The organism is Pseudobacteriovorax antillogorgiicola (genome assembly GCF_900177345.1).
In the GTDB taxonomy this organism is placed as follows: domain Bacteria; phylum Bdellovibrionota_B; class Oligoflexia; order Oligoflexales; family Oligoflexaceae; genus Pseudobacteriovorax; species Pseudobacteriovorax antillogorgiicola.
In genome coordinates this window covers 18437-41001 of sequence record NZ_FWZT01000026.1, presented here as the reverse complement: position 1 = coordinate 41001, position 22565 = coordinate 18437, and the positions used below count along the sequence as shown (strand labels likewise).

The following is a 22565-nucleotide window of genomic DNA, read 5'->3' as shown; positions in this document are numbered from 1 at the left end:
TGCAAATAGTCCCTCAAGGGCAGGTTTCTGTCCTTGAGACCTTACCAAGGTCAGCCATCCTTCTTCTTTTTTCCATTTAAATTAGGTTAGTTGGATTCAGCTAGGCTGTCGCAAAGCCATCGCCGTGAGCTGTCAGCCAGCCCCGCGCCTCCTAATTGCATTAGTTTCGATAGGTTAAAGGCATAATTGGAGCTCGATACAACCTACCGTGATTTATGGTTTGTCGCCCAATAATCGGGCTTCGTCTGACTTCTCATTCTATTATAGCTACTTAGTAGAAAGAGCCGTTTGGCAGCGTCTTTGCTTTACTTTATGCATAGGAGACACACAAGGAATCGACGATGAATGTCATTCAGCAATTAATCAATACTCAAGTCATTCTACCCAGACTAATCGGGGAGCATAACGCGCCTAGCCTAACGATCTCATCTGACCCTTCGGGGGCCTGCCTGAGCCTTTCTTCAGAAAGGATTGGAAGACGGGAATCGTCGGTATTTGTGTCAAAACCCAAGGCACGGAGGGCCGCTACTTAAGTTAATCAAGAATCCTTATGCGGAAGCATCTCATTTAACCTCTTCACGAGACTCTGATCACCATCAGGGTCTTATTTTTTTCCAAAAAACCTAAAGTTTCTGATACTTATGTCCGATACGGGGCATGGAGGGGGCGACTTATGAGTCATTGGCGAAAAAAAGATATTCAGTCGATTCAGATCCAGATCAAGGAGAGTTTGGACGGTGTTGCTGTAGAGCGCTCGGACCCAGCTCGGCTCCGTTATATGCTGGATCAGATTTCTAGACTCGAAGACGCTATGGATTCCCAGGTTCAGCTCCAACGCTATCTATTTACTATCTTTGCACTGGTGCATCACGAACGATACGGTGGCATTCCTAAACCACGCTTGGCTAGGATCATCGACTTGGCCTATGCGCTGCTAGCAGTTAACCGAGTGAAACCCCAAACATCGAAGCTGGCTTATTTGTATGGAGAGCTTCATCTAGTTATCAGCCAGATTTCATTGAAAGAGGGTCATAGCCTCCGTTCTTCGTGGCAGCAAGCGATGGCAAGATCCTTCTCTGGGGACCAATTTCCTGGTGGTGATCATTTCTATCATCTGGCAATGGGAATTCGCTTCTTTCGTCTCGGTTTCTTACCGGAGGCTATCGAGCATTTCGAGAAAGTTTCTGAATCCGACTTACCAGAAAACTCCCGTTTGCAAGGGAAGGCCTATCTAGTTAAATCCTATCGTCTTTCAGACCAATTTAACAAAGCGCGAGTCCTTTGCGAAAGTTTTCTAGCGATGAAAGATAGTGATCCAGGTTTTCAAGAAGAACTCCAATGGGAGCTTGCATGTCTTAAGCTTAGCGAAACTCTAGATCCAGCTGACTGTGTGATGATGGTGCAAAAAGGTAAATCCCACTACCACAGCACCTATGTTTTAGAAGCCTTTCTTTGGAGTCATGCTCTAAAAACCCTAGCCTGGAATGATCGTTTCTTCAAGCTTAAGACATATGGCAAACACTTTAAGCTTAAGCATGATGATCAGTCCTATGTCCTGTGTCAGAAGCTTGAAGATGCCTATGACTCATCGATCGATTTTATCGTCCGGGTGAGACAGCTAGGTGAATGTCTAGAAGGCTTAGAAAGATATATCGACCATCAAAAGCGATTATTGTTCCTGCTAGGAACATCTCGATGGTTGCAGCGCTACAACCAATACGCATTGGCTCACATTACACTCAATGAATACAAGGCTCTATCACTGCGTTTGAGCCAAGGAAAGAGTTCCGATGTGCTTCATCTAGCAGCGGATCTGATCAAAAACGAGGGGGTCTCCCATGCAGTTTAGTTTTGTCATCCTTTTACTAGCACTTCTTTCATCTTGTACCAGCGGGTTGCAACTGAGTGGAAAGAGTGATTCCCAAGAGGCTAAAGCATCATCGCAGGTGGAGAATCGAGGCGACCGACCTACAGATAGCAGCGAGGGTTTGCCTGGCTATATGATTCAATGCAGCTTTTTCGATGATAATGTGGAGACAGATGCAGTCAGTCATCAACTTAAGTGCCAATGGGGGGATGCTGAGGGAAACAAAGCTGATCTTCCATCGATAGCCAAGGAATGGACTTGGAGTCAACGCTCGGCACCAGAGACTCAGACACTTGTTTCTCTTACAGAGATTGAAGATCCTAAGTGGCATGTTGTGATCAATGTTGATCAAACAGATACTAGCCTCGCAAGGCAGGCTTTAGAAACGATGGTTGTTAACTTCGATTACACCGATCTTGAAGGCGTGTCCCAAAGCCAGTCGAGAGATATCGGGGATGAGGTACAAAAACAGGAGCGCGTTGAGGAGCTAACTCAGTTAGATGATCTTGCTTCACGTATTGAAACCTTTTTGATCAATAATGATCGTCGCGAACAGCGTGTGAACTCCTTTCGCACAGGGGTCAATGGGTATCCCGATCTACTTTCGGCGGTGAACACCCTGTATTCACAGATCCAAGCTGGAGCAGATATCACGGGACAGGAGTATCAACAAGCCAGAGAGAACCTGAACAATGCTGTGACATCTCTTAATGTGGTGGATGAAGCGCTGGTGGTAGCGTCTCTTGAAACTGCAGAAATTCTGATCATTATTCCTTAAACACCTTCATTTGGGGTAGGCTACTACCCCAGCTTCACCCAAGTCCACAAAGTGTGCCAGTAGCCTCAGAAATAAAATCAAATTGATTAGCTGCCACAATTTCGAGACTTAAAAATCTCTTGCCTTTGGCTACGTCAGAATTCCGAAAGGATCTGCATCATACGCAATACATCTTTCTTTCGAAAATGAGTCGCTAGCTTTCAACGTAAGTAATTCTGCCCTAATACGGATGGGAAAGCAAAGGCGAGGGGAAGCTGTTTCTCAAAATCGAAGGTGGATCGGTCCGCGTTTTTCTAGTTGTAGAGGCCAATGTATTCATTTTTCATTAACCTATTGGGGAGTTTTTCATGACCAAGACAGGTCTACCATGCTTACCACAGCATGATGCCAATCCCGAGGCTCGCGATCAGGAGCTGGAATTCCTTCGAGACAACATTGATTACGACTACAGTGTCCTAACTGAGGTTCCCATTGCCTCACAGATACTGCCACAGGTCGCAGCTGGGCCTTTGTGGGGACAGAAAATTGTTCAGACGTCTTACATGATCCGTAGAAACTGGGAACTCAATGTTCAGAATAATGACTTTGTCTTTGAGCGACCACTACCCGTGCTGACTCCTCAGCAGATCGGTGAGATTCTTGCTCGTGGTGACCTATTTACATTTATTGGTTACACAAACCCAGATTTGGGTGTTGCCCTCAAGGATAAGCGACCAACTAGCTACGAAGACTATAAAAAACTATTTCAGCAAATCCCTTTTCCTGAAGGTGCTGACAAACTAGATGACGATAAAGAATTTGCGGACCACTTTGTTGCTGGTTTGAATCCTGTCCTTATCGAGCGCTTGAAGCGACTTCCAGGTCACTATGGTTTAACCAGTGCGATGGTTCGAAGTCACCCAAAGTTCAAATTTGACTCCCTCAAGCGTTTGCTAAAGCAAGGTCGACTCTTCGCGGTTGACTACAAGGATCTTGCTATACTCCAACCTGGAGTTCACCCAGATCAAGATAAATTTACTTACTCACCGATTGTCTTCCTAGCAAGACCACGCTGGTCTGGTAACCTGGAAGTGATTGCGATTCAGTGTGATCAAAACCCCAATGAGGCTGTGATCGCAACGCCTAAAAGCCAGAAGTGGACGTGGCTTTCTGCAAAGACCATCGCGAAAATCGCCGATATTAACCATCATGAGCTGGTATCTCACCTTGGGTTGACCCACTTGTTGATTGACCCGATCATCGTTGCTACGATGCGCCAGCTGTCGTCGAGTCATCCATTGTATAAGCTTCTGATTCCCCACTTTGAGGGAACGTTGCCAATTAACTCATTGGCAGTGAAAACTTTGCTTGCCAAAGGCGGATCGATCGAGCAGCTCCTCGCCGGAGAACGCGATAGCGCTTTCGCATTGATTGGTTCGAAAAGAACCAGCTTTAAGTTTCGTGAGAACTTCCTACCACGGAGTCTCTGGCGCCGGGGGGTAGGCTTTGGAAGCGGACTGCGTCACTATCCATATCGTGATGATGGCTTGCTCGTTTGGGCAGCTATCCAAAAATGGGTTCGAGACTATGTGAACCTTTACTACGAAGATAACAGCGACGTTCGGGATGACTACGAGCTAGCTCGGTGGACGGCTGAGATTGTTGATGACGCCCAAGGACGCATCAAAGATTTCGCGCCTCACAACGAAATTTCTAGCAAGCGAGTGTTGGTTGAAACCTTAACGATGATTCTCTTCACCTGCTCGGCTCAGCATGCAGCTGTGAATTTCCCGCAAGCGAAGGCATCAGCGCCATCGTTCCAGCCACTAGCTGGCTATGCACCAGCTCCTAAAGATGAGTCGACTACCGAAGACGAAGCTGTGGCAATTCTACCTCCCCTCGATCGAGCCTTGAAACAAGTTCATATCTTAACTTTGCTTGGGCGGACCTACTACACACAGCTAGGTCACTATGCCGAAGGCACATTCGAAGATACCCGTGTGGCAGACAAGCTAGCAAGCTTCCAACAGAAGCTCGCAAAAATAGAAGAGATCATCATGAAGCGGAATGGTTATCGCCGTACTAAGTATGAGCACCTCATGCCATCTCGCATTCCACAAAGCATTAACATATAAGGAGGCCTCTTATGACACGATCAATGACTAGACGAAGTCTTTTTAAGGTCACCGGAATCTCCTTCGGCGGTCTCATAGCGACCACGACCTTACCATTCACTGGTTTTGAAGATTTAGAAAGTCAGCTTGCTGAAATCATCTTCAAGAATGTTCCGGAGAGTCGTGCCGATGAGAAGGCTGTTAGAAGCTTTGTCGCCGACATGGTCCACGATCGAATGGAACTTCTGGAAGATCAGAACTTCATTCGAAATGAAGCTGCCTCTTTCGATCGAGTTCTTCTAGAGCGTTACGTGGTGGTCGAATACATGGCTAAGAAATCTGTTTAGGGTACCCAGGGGCAGAAAACTCTGCTCTATAAGGAAATGAAAGAAAAGGGCTCAGCGAGCCCTTTTTTTGACTGAGAGTAAATATTTTAATCTTACGTCGAGTATAAATCCCTGATAATAAGCATGTTTTTGTCACTCTCTTGGTGAATAAAGGTTAAACATCTCATCAAAATTAGGGGGCTCAAGTGGGATTCCTGCCTTGCATCGCTAATTTAAGTGTGGGATATCAGCTACCGCATCATTTGGTATCACCCTTGCAAACTCTCGGGTGATGAATTTGAAAACTGGAGACTTGTAGCAGCGATGATCCGAACTCTGAACCTTGTTGTGATCGCCTCATTCTGGGCAGCATGCACCACGCATCGCTATTACCCATCCACGTATGACAGTGCTTTAGATCACTTTATACCAAAAGAAGGACGACTGGCTGGACAGTCATTTCTTCTATCTTGCTTGAAGCGAGAAAATCGTCAGGTGTCACCTGATGAACCGATGTGTGACCATTTGTCCACACTCCTGGAAGATCAGGGAGCGCGGGTTTTATTTGCTGAAGACCTTGACAACGGCGGGGTGAAGCCGAATCAACCCTTAGCTGATTTAGTAGAACTACGGGCCGTTTCAGAATTGAAATGGTACGAAGCTTCAAATTTAGGGTGGCTGTTGAACGTAGCTTCCTATGGCTGTTACCCCTACGACAAGCAGCGGTGGTACGAAGCGGAAATCACGGTCAGCCTCAATGATAGAATCGTCGATCAGAGAACTTTCAAGTCTCATTGGGTGGAAACCAGAAGCTGGTGTATCTACCTTTACTCAGAAACAGCCAATTGGTTGGCTGATGCAAAAAACACCGCAGACTATAAAAAAGCAAATACCCAGCACTTCGATACCTTTGTCAGTCAACTAGCCTACACAGCGGCTCGACAAGGGAAGTGGGAAAAAGGCTCGGAGGAAAGTCCCTAGATGATGTACCTAGCCGGAGCCATAATACTAGCCTTTTTTATGAGCTATCCCACAACGCAGTCCTTTCGTGAGTCGCGAAGTTCTGATGAAACACAGTGGCTTGATTGCGAGTCGAGCGTTCTAGATGGACGCAAGCTGAACGCGGGATCAGCCTATGGTGGTGATAGTGAGTCGGAATATGATACCGACGATGTTCTGATCCACTGCCGCAAACCTATCATTCTCGGGCCACAAAATGCAGGAGTGGATCGTCAAATTCAGGATCGCTTAACAAGTGAAGTTACGAGGATTGTGGATGAACTAGAAAGACAATCCCTCCGTGCCTCTCAATCGATCGTTGTCCATAGTTACTTGGGATCTGTGCCCTTAAGTAGGAAAGTATCTTCGGCAATTAAGAGCGAATTGGCCCATAGAAAATTTCGAGTTTTGGAGCATGAACCTCAACCCTTGCTTTTTGTAGGCAAGCAACGACTCGCAGATATCAAGAAGATGTGTCGTCAAGGAACTTTAAAAGAAAAGAATGAAGTCAGGTTGTTTGCAATCAAGTTGGATAATCTCGATCAGCGCTTGCAAGCGAGTCTATGTGTGGAGGCAAAGTGGATTCAGTTCTAAGATGGCTGCTAAAGTTGACTGTAGCGCTAAGTATTATCATTTCTTCTACCGCTTCGGCCCAGGCGCCTATGGAGAAAGCAAATCGGGCCCGAGGTACTGTGGCGATGAAGCTCCATTTGCTGGGTGCCGACTTGCTCGATGAGTTAGTCTACCGTTGGACTAAGAATCCACCTTTGGCTCAGAAGTCTGATGTGATGGTGATGAATATTGAAGGTCCTCTTGGCCTAAACAGCAATCTAAATGCATTTCTCGAAAACCATCTGTTTAGGCTTCTAATTCAACACGAAAAAAGTAATATCGTGCCAGTTCACTGTCCATTGTGTTCAGTAACTACAGCATACTCCTCTCCCGAGGGAACTATAATTGGCAAGGGTGCCGATATCCCAAAAGTTTCCGGTAAGGGAGTGAATGCCCGTTATGCTCTTTACGTGGATTTGAGCATCGAACGCTCCCTTCTTGTTTTGAGAAGCCGGTTGGTATCGCTAGATGAGCAGCGTCGGGTTGTTCAAGCTGAGACGATTGCTACCGATAGCGGCTCCCCACCATCACTTCGAAAACCAGATAGCTTGGTTAGCGTCAAGGAGGCTCGCGAGGAGTACGAGCAAATCTTGCGTCGGCAAGGACGTGCGCGCTTGTCCCTTGGAACGAAAATCTCAATGTTTAACTTTTCGGACAGCAACGTCACGATCACGCCTATGCCTTGGGTTCTGCTAGGAGTTGATGTGTTTCCTTCAGAGCAACGAGATTGGTATATGAATTTTTCGTTGGGTACCACGTCAATACCCAATGAATTTAATGGAACTCAGATCTCTAGTCGCTACGCAACCCGTCTCCTGCCGAAGTATAGCAATCTTATTCAGCCAGAGATTTTTGGTTTCGTAGGCTTTGAGTATTTTCAAATTTCAGGCAATGCAGGGCGCGTGTTCACTTCATCAGGTAAGCAAAGTGGCGGAGACCTGATTGCTGCAATTACAGATGAGGATACTGAAGATCGCTTTGATTCGACGGTGCTCACGTTAGGTGTTGAGGTTCAGCTAGCACGAATGACAAGAATTGGAGTTTTTGTGGGACGGATGCTCCACCTTAGAGACGATACCCTGTTTGGGAGCGATTACCACCTCTACGGCGTAGAAATGGGGGTGAGTTTATGAGATGGATGCTACTTATAGGAGCATTATTAGGCTCTCAGGCACTGGCTCAATCGAACGTGCGACGACTCCTTCAAGACTGGCAGTATCGTATGGAAGAGCATCGCGACGACGGTTTGATCCGTGATATAGATGTCGCGCCAGTCGTTCTAGTATCGGTGATGGACGGTCAGGATCGGGCGTCAGATGCCTTAAGCAATCAGACTTATAGCACGGCTTCGAAAATATTTGGTCGCCAACTCATGGATTGCCAAGAGTGTTTGCGGCCTGAGGTGAGGCCTGGAAAAGGTCTGTATTATCGATACGGATTTATCAGTCTAGATGATGTCCGTAATATTTATGAAGGTAAGGAACTCCAGCCAAGATCGGCGCTGTGGGTAGCTTATGCCGATGGCTCGCTTTCCTATCGACTGGTCTCTTTGAAAACGGGTCGGGTGATCTATAGTGATACCATTCAAGAAGACCTAGACTGGAATAGTCGAAGTATTCGGAACTTCACGAAGTCACGAATGAAGGAGCGCTATGGGCGCCAAGATGCGATCTACCATCATACTTGGGAGATGGGGCTCTACCCTAACTTCAATCTGAGCTATAACTTCTTGAATCAATGGGGTGAAAATAACGATCAACTGAGTGGCTTAACAATCTCGGTGATCAACCCCACACTAGCGATTGGTGCAGCCTACTATAAAGTCTTGGATCTGGATAACGCACCTATCGTTGGCGCTAAGTTGCTGGTAAAAATTCCAGAAGCTCTAGCTTCTGAGTCTGGAGAAAGTTCATCAGGCTCGTCCTTAGTCGTTCAAGCAATTGCAAAGCATCCGTTTCCTGGTAACTGGGGAGGCCTTTCTGGTATGGTCACTGTGGATACTGAGGGAACTGTTTCAATAGGAGTATCGTGGTGATAAAGCGTTTTCTTTTTCTAGCATTGGGGGGAACTTTGGGCGCCTGTTCGACAAAGCCCTACACACACTATCTTATCGAGCCAGAAGTGGAAGTTGATGAGTCGTTTCAGAATAGTGCAACAACGCCAAAACTGGAGCCTAGAGCCCAAGCTAGTGATCAAACCATCACAATGAAGTGGAATAATGGAAAGACGTATACCGAAGTAGATATTCCACTATCCGTTGCTGGTCGAGTCATCGTTGATCATGATAGCAAGCGATCGGATAGTCAAAAAAAAGGTCCACGGACGATTATCCCCGCACCAACAAAGTCGGATACGGTCCATCTTCAGATGCACCATGCCTATCTAGCTAGAGGCTTAGTCGAAAATAAGAAGGCTCCTGCCATTAGTTTGAGCCGAGCGCGAATCATGATGGATCGTGAGACTCAAACCCAGAACTACGGCAAGGGATTGCTCATCGCCGACTCTGTACTTGCAAGGTATCCATCTCATCCTGAGTTTCTGAAAGCCCAAGGTTCGCTGTACTTACTCGTGGGCGAGCGCACCAAGGCAATTGAAGCCTATAGCAAAGCTCTTGAAGTAGAAGACGATCCAGCGGTGAGTCGCAAACTTAATGAACTAGAAGAACTCGAATAGGAAGGCCCAGTCATGCAAATCATAGGTATCGTATCAGCGCTTTTAGTGATCATTATCGGTTTTACTGAGCGTGACCAATCAATGGGATTCTTTGATCCCGTGGCTCTCACCGTCATTTGTGTCGGTATGCTTGGTGCTCTTGTTCTCAGTTCTCGACCTAAAGACTTCATCGGTACACTCGTTTCTTTACGTGAAATCCTGCCATTTTTCGCTCGGTACTCTGAAGAGTCTGATCGCATTGAAGCGGAACGAGTCAAACTAGAAGACCTTTGGGTTCAAGGGAAAAAAATAGAAGCGGCGAATTTAGCCGAAGCAAGTAAGTACGAAGAAATTCGTTTGATGATGGATTACATCATGAGCCGAGCTGACGATGCTGTCTTAGATAATCGCTTCACTGCATTAGGCCATCGCTGTGTGGATCGTTGGGAGCCTGTGGTTGCCAATTGGGAGCAGTTAGCAAAGCTGGGGCCAGCATTTGGTATGGTGGGAACGCTTACTGGTATGATCCTGCTATTCAAAGATTTTGGTACGGGGGACTCTAATATTGGAGCTAGTCTTTCCCTCGCACTTCTTTCAACTTTATACGGCTTGGTTCTTGGGTCTGGGGTTGCAGGACCGATCGGTAGCTTTCTTTCGACCTTGATGAACCAACGCATCCAAGTTTTAAAACGCTGTCACAAGACGGTAAAGCAACTGGTTAAGATGGGCTAGACAATGGAAGATTTTGAATTATCGAGAAAAAAATCGAGCGACGAGTCGTGGCTCCTATCCTATGCAGATTTGATTACTAATCTCCTGATTTTCTTTGTAGCCCTTTTTTCCGCGATGGAAATGAGCCGAGTCAAGATGCAGCAGATTCAGGAGGCCCTTGCTGGGCAGTCTGCTACCTATAGCTTGAAGGAGCTTCAAGGTGACCTTGAGTCTCATATCGAAGCGCAGGGTTATCAGGAGATTGTCTCTGCGAACCTAACCGATCGTGGTGTGATTATTGCCCTTAATTCAGGGATTGTGTTTCCTTCGGGCTCTGCTGAGATCGACGATCGCTTCAAGGCTATCCTTGGCGATGTGATGGCTCAAGTTTTGCCCTATTCAGGTAAATATGATTTTGCCGTCGAAGGTCATACCGACTCCACACCTATAAAGGCTGGGAGTCGCTATCGAAGCAACTGGGAGCTAGGCAGTGCTAGAGCCCACGTGGTTCGTGAGCACCTTGAAGTAGTCGGAATACCAAGAACTAAGCTTCATGTCGAAGGCTATGCTGATACCCGTCCTTTACAAGGACTTAATGGGGACAGCCTATCGGAAAAAGAACTAAAAGATCGTCAGCGTCGCGTGATGATTCGCATTTATTAAGGGGTCAACAATCATGGTGAAGAGAAGTTTTAAGCTGGTCGGAGTGCAGTGGTGGCTCGTGCTCGTTCTGGCAGTAGTCTGGGGAGCACCGATTTTTGGTCAGACAGCGAACCGGCCTAAAGAAAAAATCCCCGCAGAGATGCTGATGCAAGTCCGCGAGCTTGATCTTGCCTTTCAGAATCTTTTGCGACAGGAGTGTCCACAAGAAACCTGTGTTTACAGAGGTTGTGTTTATCAGCGCCATGAAGTGGTCACCATGCAAGCTAATCGCAGTCTTCCCGGCTTGTCTACAGGTACTAGAGATCAAGTTAAGGGCAATGAGCCTCAATACTTTTTGAGCCGAGCTCGTTGTGAGTATGCCTATGAAACAAGCTTGAGCAAGGATGATGTCGCGAATTTGGATAGGCGTCTAGCAGCGAAACTATCCAAAGGTATTCTTAAAGTTTCTATGAAGGCAATTCCTTTACCAGATGCACCACGCTTTGCAGCTGAAGATCTACCTAGCCAAAGCCAGACAATCCTAGAGAAGTTTATTGAAAAACACTTCGACACTGGGGTCTTGGCATTGCTTGGGCTAGTTACTATTTTGATTCTGATCTGGGCCTTTAGACGTTTAGGAAAAGATAGCCTAGAGGACAAGTTGCGATATATGCAGCTCAAGAAGGAGATCGAGAGTGATTCAGGTAAGTCCGAAGAGAAACCTGAAGAACAGGTTTCATTGGATGAGCGAATCTCAGGGTTGCGCAGCTATTTTAGTGAAGACCCAAAACGATTGCAAAACATTGGGCGTCATTGGCTAGAAGAGAGAAACTTCGAGGCATTGGCTTACACGAGTCATGTGCTGGCCAAGACAGATCTCGCAATTCTGCCAGATGACCTCGATCTTATCCAAGCTAAGATTGCCTTTCAAAATTATATGAAGCGAGAATTCACCTATGATTCTGTACAGCTTGAATCACATGTAAAAGAGCTTGAAAATCAGGTGGGCACACTAAGCGCGCAGCTAGACGATCGAACGGAGCTATTTCATGACTTCTTTCAAGGGTCGCATGGCAAAGGCCTAGCTGACATTTGTCAGAGCCTCCCAGCCGATGCAGCTGCCACGATTCTAGTACTAGCCCCTGATGAGCTGCAACGAGAGGCGAGTGCTTATCTAGGGGAAAATCAGACATATGGTATCGCCTTACGCTATCTTCGCAGTCCATTGTTTTCGGAGCAAGATCTCGGTGATGCTGAGCAGGTGATCCGATCAGCTATGGCTGGTGAGGCTGTACAGTTAGCACCTCGGGCTCACCAAGTTGACTTCGGAGTTCGTCTTACAATCGTGGAACCCCTCTCTCAGATGATGGCTAAGATGTCTCAGGATAACCGCGACCGCCTCTGGCAGGACGCTCGTGCCATGAACGGTAATCGCTTGCCAAATTGGGCAGCAGGTATCTTCTACCCTGAGATGTTGGATAAGCTGGATGATCAGCAGGTGAAGGCACTGTGTCTGGAGTGTGATGCCAAACGCCTTGCCCCATGGTTCGCCAGCGAACTTGATCTAACGAGACAAGAACGACTATTAGAAATCGTTCCTGAGTCCTATGGCAAAGCATTGCGAAGCCCGGTCTTTCAGGAAATGACGTTTTCAGGTCAGACACGTGATCTAGGGCAAGCTCTCTTGAAGTTGGCTAAGCGAGGAGATGTGAATCTTGATACGATTCTTTAAGAATCTTCATTGTTTAAGTGTGCTCCTAGCTGCTTGCTTGCACTGGTCTTGTTTGGAGAAGGTTCCTCTCATCAAACAAGATGTAGTACTAAGTGATTTTCAAACCTTTTGGTTCGCTAGCGAGCAAACTCTATTTGTTTTCTATACCATAGAGAATAGTCACGGGATTAGCCCTGATGCAAGAGTCGATATCAATCTAAGTCCATTCGCAGATTCCTCAGCTTGGCAGGATACAGCTCTTATCAGCAATGTTCATCAGCATGAATCTGCGATATGTGGAGATAATGTTTGGTGTCAATCACTTAGTATACGAATCGAGTCAGGCATCCCCCAGCGGATCGATCTGCGGTATTTGTATCACCAGGACGGAGAGCTAGCAGAGCAATACAGCTCGACTCCCTTGGCGATGGATCGCGTTTACCCCGATACCAACGATAGCTATCAAATTTATGGGGTTTTTGATGAGTCAAATCGCTATGTGCAGTGGCGAGGTTGGCATAACTTTCCGGGTATGAACCAGAACCAAGTGATCAACTATGGTCTAAGGCGTTCATTTACGACGGCTGGTGGCTACGTTGGTTCATCAAGTCTGGTTGTTAATATTGAAAACCCAACCTTGTATGGCCAGCTTATAGACTGCACGAGCTTCGATAGCTTCACTTCAGAGCTTGGAGAATCCTCGAACGGAGATCCTTACTGGTACCTATCCCAGCTTGGTGAATCGTATGATGAAAATCCCTGGGTCTGTAGTGAGGCGACAGTCCCTACTGGAAGTGGTAGCCGAACCCGCAATGCCATAGCTAGAAAGAATCCAGAGTTTACTGCGGTTATGGAAAATCTAAGTCTTCGGTTTGAAGAATCTAATTCTGTTAAGGTTCTATTGGCAGCATGTCTTGATGGTAACTATGATAGCGACTATCTCGATTTTCAAACTAAAAGAATGCTTTTTGATAGATCAGCCGCAGATGTTTGCATTGATGACGAGGGGTTCAATCGGGTTACAGTTGCAGACTACCTAGAAAGTAGGATTTTAGACGCTCGCTCGCAAAGTAGCCAAGAGGTGTCCTTGATGATTGTCCTCCACCATACGATGGCTGAGGATGCGGCTGATATTCAAGCCGAACTAGAAAACGCATTGATCACCCTTTTGGCTGATGCAGCCCTTGGATTGAAGGGGATTTTCGTATACGACAGCTATCCAAAAGCAGCCAGCGCTCTGGAATTTTTAGCACAAGGAGTTTGGTGCCCGACTCTTAATTCTGACGGCACGACATTGGGCTCGTGTTTCCTATCACCTCCTAATTTTGTTAGAGGCCCCCTTGAAGTTAGGGTGGCACCTGCCCTGCCATCTTACGAAAACTATCGTGAACTTGATGACAATCAAAAAAACGATATCGATGTGAAGCGAATACGATTCTCAGTGCCCACGGCAAGCCAGGGGTCTTTGCTTTCAGTTTTTGATAGTGATTCTTTTGAGTTCCGATTTGCTGACCCTCTTGATGTGATCACTGTCGGAAGTGATCATGCTCTGAGTTACTGTCCACTGGAGGATGAGTCTCAGGCACTGGCCTTTGCGGATGCTACGGTAGACGATCCAAGCGAGTATGCCGCTGGTTTGTTATTTGGCTTACCGCCTGTACATTACCTTCGCGATGAAGAACGAAGTTACGTTCTTGGTGTGCAGCTCGCCTATCCGTTTCTCCTAGAGTTCGAATATAGTACAACGGCTCGGCTAGGACCCAAGAATGTGGTTAGTTACGTAGCGATTCAGAATCGATTTTCTAGTACAGAGACCGTCGGCGATCCCCGTTTTTTGATGGATGAGATTGCTGTTGGCGATGCCCTGAAGCACTGCCTTAGGTTCTGTGATCAGCCTGCATTCAATGATCAAACCGAGTATAACTTTACTAATAGTTGGGATGTGGAATATCAAAACGCCTGTCATCGTCCTACATATCCAAGCCGAGGTGGACTATGAATAAGATGATCCTAGTTGGTCTCATGATCTTGACAAGTTCGCAGGTCTTAGCTGCCAGTGATGAAGCGAGTCAACTGATTGAAGATCAGAAGAAGCCGGTATCTAGTATCCTAAGAAAAACTACCGGTATTGCGATACGCCCTTCAATACATCGTTGGAGAAAATCGAGCCTTTCTCTGAAGTTAGAATATGGTCAGATATCAGAGTTGAACAACTATGATTCCGAGCACGTTACTATTCTTGCTGAGGTTCCTGGTGAAACATTTTCTTATCAGATTGGAGTCCGTAGGGTTGTGGTTGCCACAACGGAATCAGCAGATTCGCTTGCCAAGACACCGTTTAAGCAGCCAGGACATGCCTCCCGATTTGAAATCGTTACTGGTCTTAAGGCTCCGATTCATGAGGGTATTGGCAGCCAGCTATTCAACTTAATACCCCAGGCCCAGATGGTGGTGAGTGGGCTATTGCGTCTTAATTTTCACCAATATCTTGATGCAACCAACAATGAGAACCCTTTAGATATATTGAAAAATCAGTTCAAGCCTGAAATTGGTGGTGATGAGTACCAAGGCATCTTGGATAGAGCTCATGGAGCGATGCTACCTTCAAGAAGTCGACACAGCATCGGACTTGGCCTTGTTCTAGATCATTACTACCCGGTTCTCGAAGGCCAGGCAATAGTTGTTACGGCGAGCGTTCTCATGATGACTGATGTGCATCAGGATGAGGCTTCTTTGAGCAAGTGGTTAGAATACAACCTAGGAGTCGGATATGATTTTTAGAGTTTGTATTTGTCTCATCGTTGCCATACAAACTCTCTTCCTGAGTACGGGGGACGGGGCTTCCAATCCGTATCAGGACCTCTATAACAATGCCTATATCGCTCTCCTTGAAGACGATAGTGAAAAGGTTCTGAAGCTATGGTACGTTCACAACACGATCCAAGAAAGCTTTCCCCATGAACCAAGGATCGAAGGCCTAAAATCAGCAGCATGGCTGGCTCTCGATCGACTTAATATCTGCCCTGAAAATATGCCTCATGATTCCTTAGGTAGAGGGATATGGCCTGTGGTACTGCATAATTTTATGGTGCGCAATGCGAATCGACGCCAACGAGATCGCAAGCTACCCGACCGCAGTCTAGACACCTTCAGCCGTGGCTATCAACGTCGTGCCATTCACCTATCGAGCATCCTAGCACCAGAGGAAATCGAGAGCCTTAGGATTCATCGTGGAACATGCCAAGCGGTGGATAAGATATTTAGCCAGTATCCTGGAATATTTCATGTTGCTGGAGTTGGCAACAACTATGAGGTTCTTGCTCTTACCCTTAGAGATCTGTTGTCTCGTGCTAGTAGAGAAGAGAATATTGATCCAAGTCTAGGTAATTATCTGAGCTATCGCATTCTTTTGATCAATGCATATTTGGGGGAACGGAGTAAACAAAATGAAGAGGGTGGCAAAGCTATTTTCTCAAAAGATGATGACCCGTTTGGCCCAAAGACAGATCCTAAAATTCTAAAAGCTTGGTATAGCAAGTTCATTGAGCTAATCGAACTGCCGTCCGAACAGTGGTACGAACTACCAGCTCAAGATCGGCTTGGGATTGCCTCTATCTATCATCAAGTCGAAGACGATAAGGAAATTCAAGAAGAGACTTTTGATCGCTGGATCGATTATGAATTGAGCGATGGTGCTGCAAAGCAACTTTATTCCATGATTGGTTTTCGCTCTGCCGGCAAGCGTGATCGTGAACTCATCGATAGCAAGCTCGGTGACCGTTTGCTCGCTCTCGGTAGGGACGGTCAGTTTCCTGATGTGGGTGCTTTTGCTGGGCCACGAGGAATTCAAGTTTATCGACAGGGGCAGGCTCGCGAAGCTCTAGAGTTGTTTGCATTGGCTTTGGCTTCAGGGGATGAGAGCGAATTTTCTCAGGAGTATCGAAGACTTTCCCTAGCCTGGATAAAGTATATTCTGCTAGAAAAAAGGTTTGATCGTCGGCTTTTAGAATTTGTGAAATCATACCTGCCTCGAAGTGCTTTCAAACAGCTTATCGAATCTTTGATCTGGAGCGCTTCTTTTCACCAAGAGAAATTTATCTTTCAGGCAAAGAACCTGGATAACCTTAGGCTTGGCTCCAAGAGTAAGGGCTTAATCAAGCGCCTTCGAAACTTATCTCAAGGAAAGCATCGTCAATTTCTTTCTGAAAATCAGCGCCTTCTCAAGCTTCGTCGACGATCGTCCCTTCGTTTTATGAGGCAATTGGTAACAGAGCTAAAATCTGAGCCATTGCCGGTTGTCAGAGGGATGGTTCCAGTTCTCAAAGACATGAGGAGTCAATTGGAAGGGCTTAAGCGCAATAGGGGTTCCGGAGCCAGGCAGGTGGAGGAGGTTAAAGGGGCTCTAGACAGCCTATTAGCACCCTTTGCTAGAGAAACAGGGGCAGCCTCGGATAGGCGCGCAGCAAGTGGTGAGAAGATCTTTCTGGGAGCTCTTCGCCTAGAGCCGAGTCACGACTGGCCTTGGCCTTTCAGAGTTCCAAAAATTCAAGCTATCGATATATTCCGACCCGTGGACCTAAAGGTTATTGTTAAAGGTCAGGCTTTTCAGTTAACAGTCAAGCATGAGGAGCAGCGATGACAGCTCTTCAAGACTACCTAGACGAGCAAAAACGAAAACGCCGTCGTCGGCGTCGCTGGGGTCTTGGAATCGTTATCTTGGTTATGATTCTATTACTATTGTTAAGAACCTGTGAAGCCAAGGATAGTGGTCAATCAAAAGTGATCAATACACCTAAAAAATCAGGATCGCAGCTTGCAGACTTCAGTCGACCGCCGGCGAACCGAAGCCCTTTGAACGATCAGCGTCGCCCACCTCTGTCTTGGGCAGCAAAGCTGAACAGTTTGATCCAAGATCGACACGAAGAAATCCAGTCTTGCCTCGATAGCTATGGACAGGATCAAGTTGAGTGGTCTTTCCAGTATAATCCACGGAGCGGTGTTGTCTCAGGGTCGATACTATTGAACCGAGATGGCTACCTGGTAACGAATGGCTGTTTAGCTAAGATTTTGACTGGTCCTTTCTACCTACACTCAGCCTCGAAGTATCGAGACCATTTCTATAATAGCACCATGATTTTTCGTCTCGTCGCAGCATCTTAGAAAGCTAATTCAGCAATTCAAGAACGACTTTGATTCTCTAAGTCTACAATACCAAAAGCCTTATCACATCTTCTAAAATCTTTGTGAATGTCGTGCTTGTTTGAAACAGAACAAACAGAACACATCGTTCTGCCAAGCATTGCTGAAATTTCGAGTGCTGCGTTAATATCGAAACAGATCAAGGACGGCCCCGAATCAAGAGGAATGAAAAGGAGATTACAATGAAACTTTGCAAACTACTTATGATCGCTAGTGCAGCTCTTACTTTTACAACCAGTGCGTTGGCACAGCCCGATTATGTGCGTGTTAAAGACATTACATACAACGGATCAGGATGTCCTGTAGGCTCTGCGGACCTATATTTCCAGGATGGAAACTTCCAAAGCTTCTTTATGCAACTTGATGATTACTACGCAGAAGCTGGAGAGGGTATTTCCCTGCGCGATAGTCGTAAAAATTGTCAACTTAGTTTTAAACTTGAGTTTCCACAAGGTTGGACTTATGCCATTGGATCGATGACCTACTCTGGCTTTGCTCATCTTGAGAGAAACGTAGTAGCTAAGCAGCAAGCATCGTACTATTTCACTGGCGAAGCAGAGCAGGCCACTATTCGGACTGAGTTCGAAGGACCTATGCATCGAAATTTCTGGCTAACTGACTCCGCACAAGCTCTGATTTATGCTCCCTGTAAATCAGAAGCGATTTTGAATGTAAATTCGTCTGTGCAAGTACGAAGCCTCAATCGCCATAACTATGGCGCGATTGGACTAGATAACCTTAGAGGATCCCTCGTTAGCTTCAACTTCAACTGGAAGCGATGTTCCTAAAAAATGTATTGAAAGCCAATGAGTCTTAGAAAAAACCCCGCTTCAGGGGTTTTTTCGTTTCTTAGTTTCTCCGCTGTCTCGGTTTTTTGACCGGGAGTTCATACATTTCTTCGACAGCCTATATCTCACCACCCGCGATTTTCTGTAGACCGTCAAGCAAAATCAGTCTACCTATTATAGCGACGATAAATCTGATTCACCGAATCATATCTTAGGAGGAACAAGACCTAGGAGACAAGGCTTGGTTAAGAAATACGAGGAGATCGTCAATCGTACAGTGACGAACATTTTTTAGGCGTAACGGAGTATCATAGGTTTTGCTTCCCTTAATAATGCGAGCAGAAATGGAGCTGGATGATGAAAGTCTTTCTAGTGTTGCTTCTTACACTAATAAACGTTAGTTGTAGGCTTCTATCAAATAGCTTCAATAAGGCCTTACTGGTTTGTGATTTGAACCGTTCCTAAAAACCTAACTATATCTAGTCATTCGCTCGACGAACAGTTTTCGAGCTATCCCTGATAACGCTAGGAGCTATCTCGAAAGGAAGACTGGAGGCTAAAGACATGACTTCTAGGCAAGTCTAGCTTGAGCCTCCTTTGCCTCAGGGACTAGGCGAGGGCCTATCATCACAAATTTTAGAACGTGAACTCCATGAGATCACTATCAACGGTAAAAATATATAATAAATATAGTGGTTTATATCCAAGTCTTAAATCTTGAAGCTTAATCAGCCGACACCTTGGGCCTCAGGTGCTTTGTCTAAGTACCTAAAATTACATCACGAAATTTTCGACTTCCAGTGGCGAACTCTTTGCACCTATGTGACTAGGCGAGGTTAAATGAGGGCAAAACCGATGAGACACATATATCTCTGGCTTTGGGTTGGTCTGCTTGTAGGCTGCGGAAGTGATTCTAGCTTCCACAATCAGAGAGAGCAGACCCAAGAAATGGAAGACTTATCTGACTCCGATTCAAGCGATCAGAACCCAGAAAGTGTTTCAGATGATTTGATTGAGACTCCGCAAGAGGACAGCCTTTCCGAAGAGCCAGAACAGCAGGAACCATTCTTCATGGATCCATCGGTCAACGGTGACCTGGACTTTGATTTCTATGATGATGGTTTGCTGTCTGACTCCTATCAGTCCGCACGGGTTTTCTACCCAATTCCCACCTTGGATCATCCGGGGCCATTTCCAGCAACAACAACCAGTGGTGGCTTTACAAATACTAAGGAAGATATGTACTGGCTTGCTGAGAGAATGGCGAGTCACGGCTTCATCGTGATTGCATTTACTCCAACGAACAATCTAACACTCGATCCCAATGTTTGGGCAACGGGGCACAAGGGTGGGTTAGATATGCTCGGAGTTGAAAATGACAACCCGGTGTCGCCAATTTATAAGATGGTAAACATGGATCGATTGGGTGTATCGGGTTTCTCCATGGGCGGAGCAGGTACGATCATCGCTGCTAATGAACTGGGTGATAAGGTTCGAGTTGCTGCGCCATTCAATGCATTTAGCCCTCAGAATGGTGTGATGACGGCTGCAACCCTTTATATAGCTGGTACACAAGATACGGTTGCTTTGCCGGGAGCCATCAAGCGTAGCTATGATAGCCTCGCCAACACTGATAAAGCCTTTGCAAACTTCGAGGGCTTTGGCCATACGATGCCAAACCCAGGAGAGTTTGAAGATGAAATTTCAACCTATGTAATGTCTTGGTACCACCTTCATATGAACGACAATGTATTATACGAACCCTATCTGGTTGGTGACTTCAATAAACAAGACATCGATGATGGTGTTTTTGGAGTTGGCAATTATCAAATCAGTCTGATTCCCTAAATGATCAGGCTTGGCAACAATTGGATCGGGTGTTGCCAAGTCTGTTCAAGTCTTTTGAAGAAGATTTTATAAGATCCTAATTTTCCAACACTAAATGCCTCCCCCCATAGGTAAACTATGCAATTCGCAGAACAGCCGCAGATTGAAAAATTCTAAGTCCATTAACGATCGAGTATAAGCAGTTTGAAAGAATTTTATAGCTTCATAGAATACTTCAAGTGGATTGTTAAAAGCTAAGTTTTTCGCTGTCTTGCGTTGCAGAACACATTCGGTTTCAGGTCATTGCTTTGTGAATTTAGGGGAGTTATTTCTCTAAATGAACTTACTTTAATGCAAAGGAGCCCTAATATGAAAAAGTTAGCACTAGTATTGCTTACCATGTCCAGTACAGCTGCATTCTCATCGATTAAAAAAGATGGTTGGGAATTAAGTGATGTTTACATCACAGGTTCGTCTTGCCCCGAAAACCTAAAGTCAAATCTTGAAGTGTCTACCACTAAGAATCCTGCTGGCTTGCCACAGATTCAGTTGAAGGTTAGCTTTCCTGCCTTCCAAACTCAGCTATCAGAAGGTGATTTCTATGCTTCCGATACCTGTAACATCAGTGTTGCCATCGATAAGGCGCCTTGTCGAAGAGTTGGAGTTGATAGAGCTGTGTGGACAGGTTTTGCATCACTAGCAGACAAAGAAACTTTCGGAGCTATGGACGCTAAGTTCTACGTCAATGGCAATCCATCAAGAAGCGGTAGCTGGCAAAAAGAAGGTCCGTTCCGTGGTGGTTTCGAAGTGACCGCCAATCGCCTTGGTGTCTACCAGCCTGGTTTCTTCCTAAACGCGGATAGTATCCTATTCCTTGAAGGAAATCGTGGATTCATGAAAGTGAATACGTTCAACAACCAAGCCATCTCCTGGTCTTGCTCATGTATCTAATCTAGTAATTATAGCTCCCCCCATTGGGGGGAGAAGGATATAGGAAATGAAAATTCAATGTCTGATCGCCCTGGGGTTGTTCTACCAATCCCAGGCGTTTTCGCAGGTGTCGCTCGGGCAGGATATTCGTTTCGGAGGTACGGGGTGCACATCTGAAAACGCAGAGGTGTCGCTGGACCAACATAGCGAAACAGTTACTGTTAAAGTCAAGCTTGATGCTTTCTCAGTGAAAGCAGAAGGCATGTATCAGGCAAACACTTGCAATTTAGTAGTACCTATTATCAACCCCGATCAAAAAACGCTGAGTATCAATTCAATTCGTGTCATAGGGGATGCATCTATCGCTAAGAAAGATGCTGTGGCTGGATTGGTACAGAAGGCATTCTTTGATCTAAATCAAAGTCTTTTCTTTCAGAACGAGATCCACGCACCATACAATGGTCCCTTCAAATTTACCTCAGAGTTTGCTCCTAGCAAATCTGCGATCTGCCAGGATAAGTTGTTGCTCAACCTAGATTCCATTCTTTTTTCTGAGCGAAACACAACAGCAATTGGGGTTAAGGAAATTATTGCCAATCTTAAACTAGAAAATCAAGGATGTTAGGAAGTCGATATGAAATTTGTGTTCGCGTTTATTATCAGTCTTATCTCAGCCTCGGCTTATAGTCAGCTACAGTTGGGAGATCTGAATATCAATGGCAGCGGCTGCAATGAGCAAACCACTCGATCGTTTGTAGAAGGTGAGTTTTTAAAGGTATCATTTTTGGACTTCGAAACCCAAACACTAGCCGGTGAGCGATTTGATCGAAAGAACTGTAACATTGCTATCAACGCTTCTGTTGAGCCTGGCTTCCAAGTAAAATTCGATGATATTCGCCTTATCGGATTTGCTAGTGTCAACCAGGGATCGAATCTAGATCTTTATCTCGATAGCTTTTTCAGTGGTACCATGGCACCAGTCTTAAAAGAGACTGTTTATGGACCTAGCCGCAGCGGCTTTGAATTTGGTCGCAGCTTGAATAGCCCATGGTCTCCTTGTGGTCAGCAAGATATGATCATTCGCTTAAATACTTCTATGGCTATCAAGGGCGAAAAAAGCTACTCACGAATGAATACCCTGTCCTCTGGAATCAAAGTCCGTTTTAAGAAAAGACGCTGCTAGGTTCTGGTTTGAGGTCGTTCTGTCTTTGTGGACTCCCGTAATTTTACGGGAGGACTTTTATCAAGCTTTTCCTATGCAAGCTTGGAGAATCCTCTCATCCTGATATTTTGACACATTTTGCGTATTAGGCCTCCAACAGAAATAAGTCCTTTATACGAGAAGTAGCATTTTCAGAAATATTTCAACCATAGTCTAGTAGATACATAATTACAGCAAGATACACTATATTCCAGGGATTCTTATAATA

At 45.7% G+C, this 22565-nt stretch carries 21 protein-coding genes; all 21 read left to right on the top strand.

All coding sequences use genetic code 11. The features are described 5' to 3' along the window. Nucleotides 1–673 precede the first annotated feature (673 nt). The 21 genes from B9N89_RS25880 to B9N89_RS25780 all read left to right on the top strand — a co-directional run bounded on the left by B9N89_RS25880 (nucleotide 674) and on the right by B9N89_RS25780 (nucleotide 22318). The gene (locus B9N89_RS25880; RefSeq protein ID WP_132324271.1) at nucleotides 674–1849 is read left to right on the top strand and encodes a hypothetical protein; all 1176 of its coding nucleotides are present in this window, start codon (nucleotides 674–676) and stop codon (nucleotides 1847–1849) included. Next, nucleotides 1839–2645, top strand: a complete 807-nt coding sequence (locus B9N89_RS25875; protein WP_132324273.1) for a hypothetical protein — start codon at nucleotides 1839–1841, stop codon at nucleotides 2643–2645. The genes B9N89_RS25880 and B9N89_RS25875 overlap by 11 nt, the downstream gene beginning before the upstream one ends. A gap of 347 nt (nucleotides 2646–2992) precedes the next feature. Continuing rightward, nucleotides 2993–4759, top strand: a complete 1767-nt coding sequence (locus B9N89_RS25870) for a lipoxygenase family protein (RefSeq protein ID WP_132324275.1) — start codon at nucleotides 2993–2995, stop codon at nucleotides 4757–4759. An 11-nt stretch (nucleotides 4760–4770) separates the two neighbouring features. After that, complete coding sequence (locus B9N89_RS25865) at nucleotides 4771–5085, top strand: hypothetical protein (RefSeq protein ID WP_132324277.1); 315 nt, start codon at nucleotides 4771–4773, stop codon at nucleotides 5083–5085. Nucleotides 5086–5301: 216 nt separating this feature from the next. Further along, entirely contained in the window at nucleotides 5302–6045 is a 744-nt protein-coding gene (locus B9N89_RS25860) for a hypothetical protein (RefSeq protein ID WP_132324279.1), read from the top strand. Then, complete coding sequence (locus tag B9N89_RS25855) at nucleotides 6046–6657, top strand: hypothetical protein (RefSeq protein WP_132324281.1); 612 nt, start codon at nucleotides 6046–6048, stop codon at nucleotides 6655–6657. After that, nucleotides 6642–7808, top strand: a complete 1167-nt coding sequence (locus B9N89_RS25850) for a hypothetical protein (protein WP_132324283.1) — start codon at nucleotides 6642–6644, stop codon at nucleotides 7806–7808. The genes B9N89_RS25855 and B9N89_RS25850 overlap by 16 nt, the downstream gene beginning before the upstream one ends. Continuing rightward, nucleotides 7805–8710, top strand: a complete 906-nt coding sequence (locus tag B9N89_RS25845; RefSeq protein WP_132324285.1) for a hypothetical protein — start codon at nucleotides 7805–7807, stop codon at nucleotides 8708–8710. Before B9N89_RS25850 ends, B9N89_RS25845 begins: the two co-directional genes overlap by 4 nt. Further along, nucleotides 8707–9348, top strand: coding sequence for a tetratricopeptide repeat protein (locus tag B9N89_RS25840; RefSeq protein WP_132324287.1), 642 nt, complete (start codon nucleotides 8707–8709; stop codon nucleotides 9346–9348). The genes B9N89_RS25845 and B9N89_RS25840 overlap by 4 nt, the downstream gene beginning before the upstream one ends. Nucleotides 9349–9360: 12 nt before the next feature. Continuing rightward, entirely contained in the window at nucleotides 9361–10059 is a 699-nt protein-coding gene (locus B9N89_RS25835) for a MotA/TolQ/ExbB proton channel family protein (protein ID WP_132324289.1), read from the top strand. 3 nt (nucleotides 10060–10062) lie between these two features. After that, nucleotides 10063–10701: an OmpA/MotB family protein gene (locus tag B9N89_RS25830; protein ID WP_132324291.1), complete on the top strand. Its 639-nt coding sequence runs from the start codon at nucleotides 10063–10065 to the stop codon at nucleotides 10699–10701. A 13-nt stretch (nucleotides 10702–10714) separates the two neighbouring features. Continuing rightward, nucleotides 10715–12412 carry a hypothetical protein gene (locus B9N89_RS25825; RefSeq protein WP_132324293.1) on the top strand — a complete coding sequence of 566 codons (1698 nt, stop codon included), beginning with the start codon at nucleotides 10715–10717 and terminating at the stop codon, nucleotides 12410–12412. Then, nucleotides 12396–14390 (top strand): hypothetical protein, encoded by a 1995-nt coding sequence (locus B9N89_RS25820; protein ID WP_132324295.1) that lies wholly within the window; start codon nucleotides 12396–12398, stop codon nucleotides 14388–14390. Before B9N89_RS25825 ends, B9N89_RS25820 begins: the two co-directional genes overlap by 17 nt. Further along, nucleotides 14387–15172: a hypothetical protein gene (locus B9N89_RS25815; RefSeq protein WP_132324297.1), complete on the top strand. Its 786-nt coding sequence runs from the start codon at nucleotides 14387–14389 to the stop codon at nucleotides 15170–15172. Before B9N89_RS25820 ends, B9N89_RS25815 begins: the two co-directional genes overlap by 4 nt. Next, nucleotides 15162–17030, top strand: a complete 1869-nt coding sequence (locus tag B9N89_RS25810; protein ID WP_132324299.1) for a hypothetical protein — start codon at nucleotides 15162–15164, stop codon at nucleotides 17028–17030. The genes B9N89_RS25815 and B9N89_RS25810 overlap by 11 nt, the downstream gene beginning before the upstream one ends. Beyond that, nucleotides 17027–17551 carry a hypothetical protein gene (locus B9N89_RS25805; protein ID WP_132324301.1) on the top strand — a complete coding sequence of 175 codons (525 nt, stop codon included), beginning with the start codon at nucleotides 17027–17029 and terminating at the stop codon, nucleotides 17549–17551. Before B9N89_RS25810 ends, B9N89_RS25805 begins: the two co-directional genes overlap by 4 nt. Nucleotides 17552–17772: 221 nt before the next feature. After that, the gene (locus tag B9N89_RS25800; RefSeq protein ID WP_132324303.1) at nucleotides 17773–18378 is read left to right on the top strand and encodes a DUF4360 domain-containing protein; all 606 of its coding nucleotides are present in this window, start codon (nucleotides 17773–17775) and stop codon (nucleotides 18376–18378) included. Between the two features lie 855 nt (nucleotides 18379–19233). Further along, the gene (locus B9N89_RS25795) at nucleotides 19234–20226 is read left to right on the top strand and encodes a poly(ethylene terephthalate) hydrolase family protein (RefSeq protein ID WP_132324305.1); all 993 of its coding nucleotides are present in this window, start codon (nucleotides 19234–19236) and stop codon (nucleotides 20224–20226) included. A gap of 348 nt (nucleotides 20227–20574) precedes the next feature. After that, a complete protein-coding gene (locus B9N89_RS25790) occupies nucleotides 20575–21156 on the top strand; it encodes a DUF4360 domain-containing protein (RefSeq protein WP_159455640.1) in 582 nt (193 codons plus the stop codon). Between the two features lie 46 nt (nucleotides 21157–21202). Next, on the top strand, nucleotides 21203–21760 hold the full coding sequence (locus tag B9N89_RS25785; RefSeq protein ID WP_132324309.1) for a DUF4360 domain-containing protein: 558 nt from the start codon (nucleotides 21203–21205) through the stop codon (nucleotides 21758–21760). A gap of 9 nt (nucleotides 21761–21769) precedes the next feature. Beyond that, complete coding sequence (locus B9N89_RS25780; RefSeq protein ID WP_132324311.1) at nucleotides 21770–22318, top strand: DUF4360 domain-containing protein; 549 nt, start codon at nucleotides 21770–21772, stop codon at nucleotides 22316–22318. The last annotated feature ends 247 nt before the right edge of the window (nucleotides 22319–22565 follow it).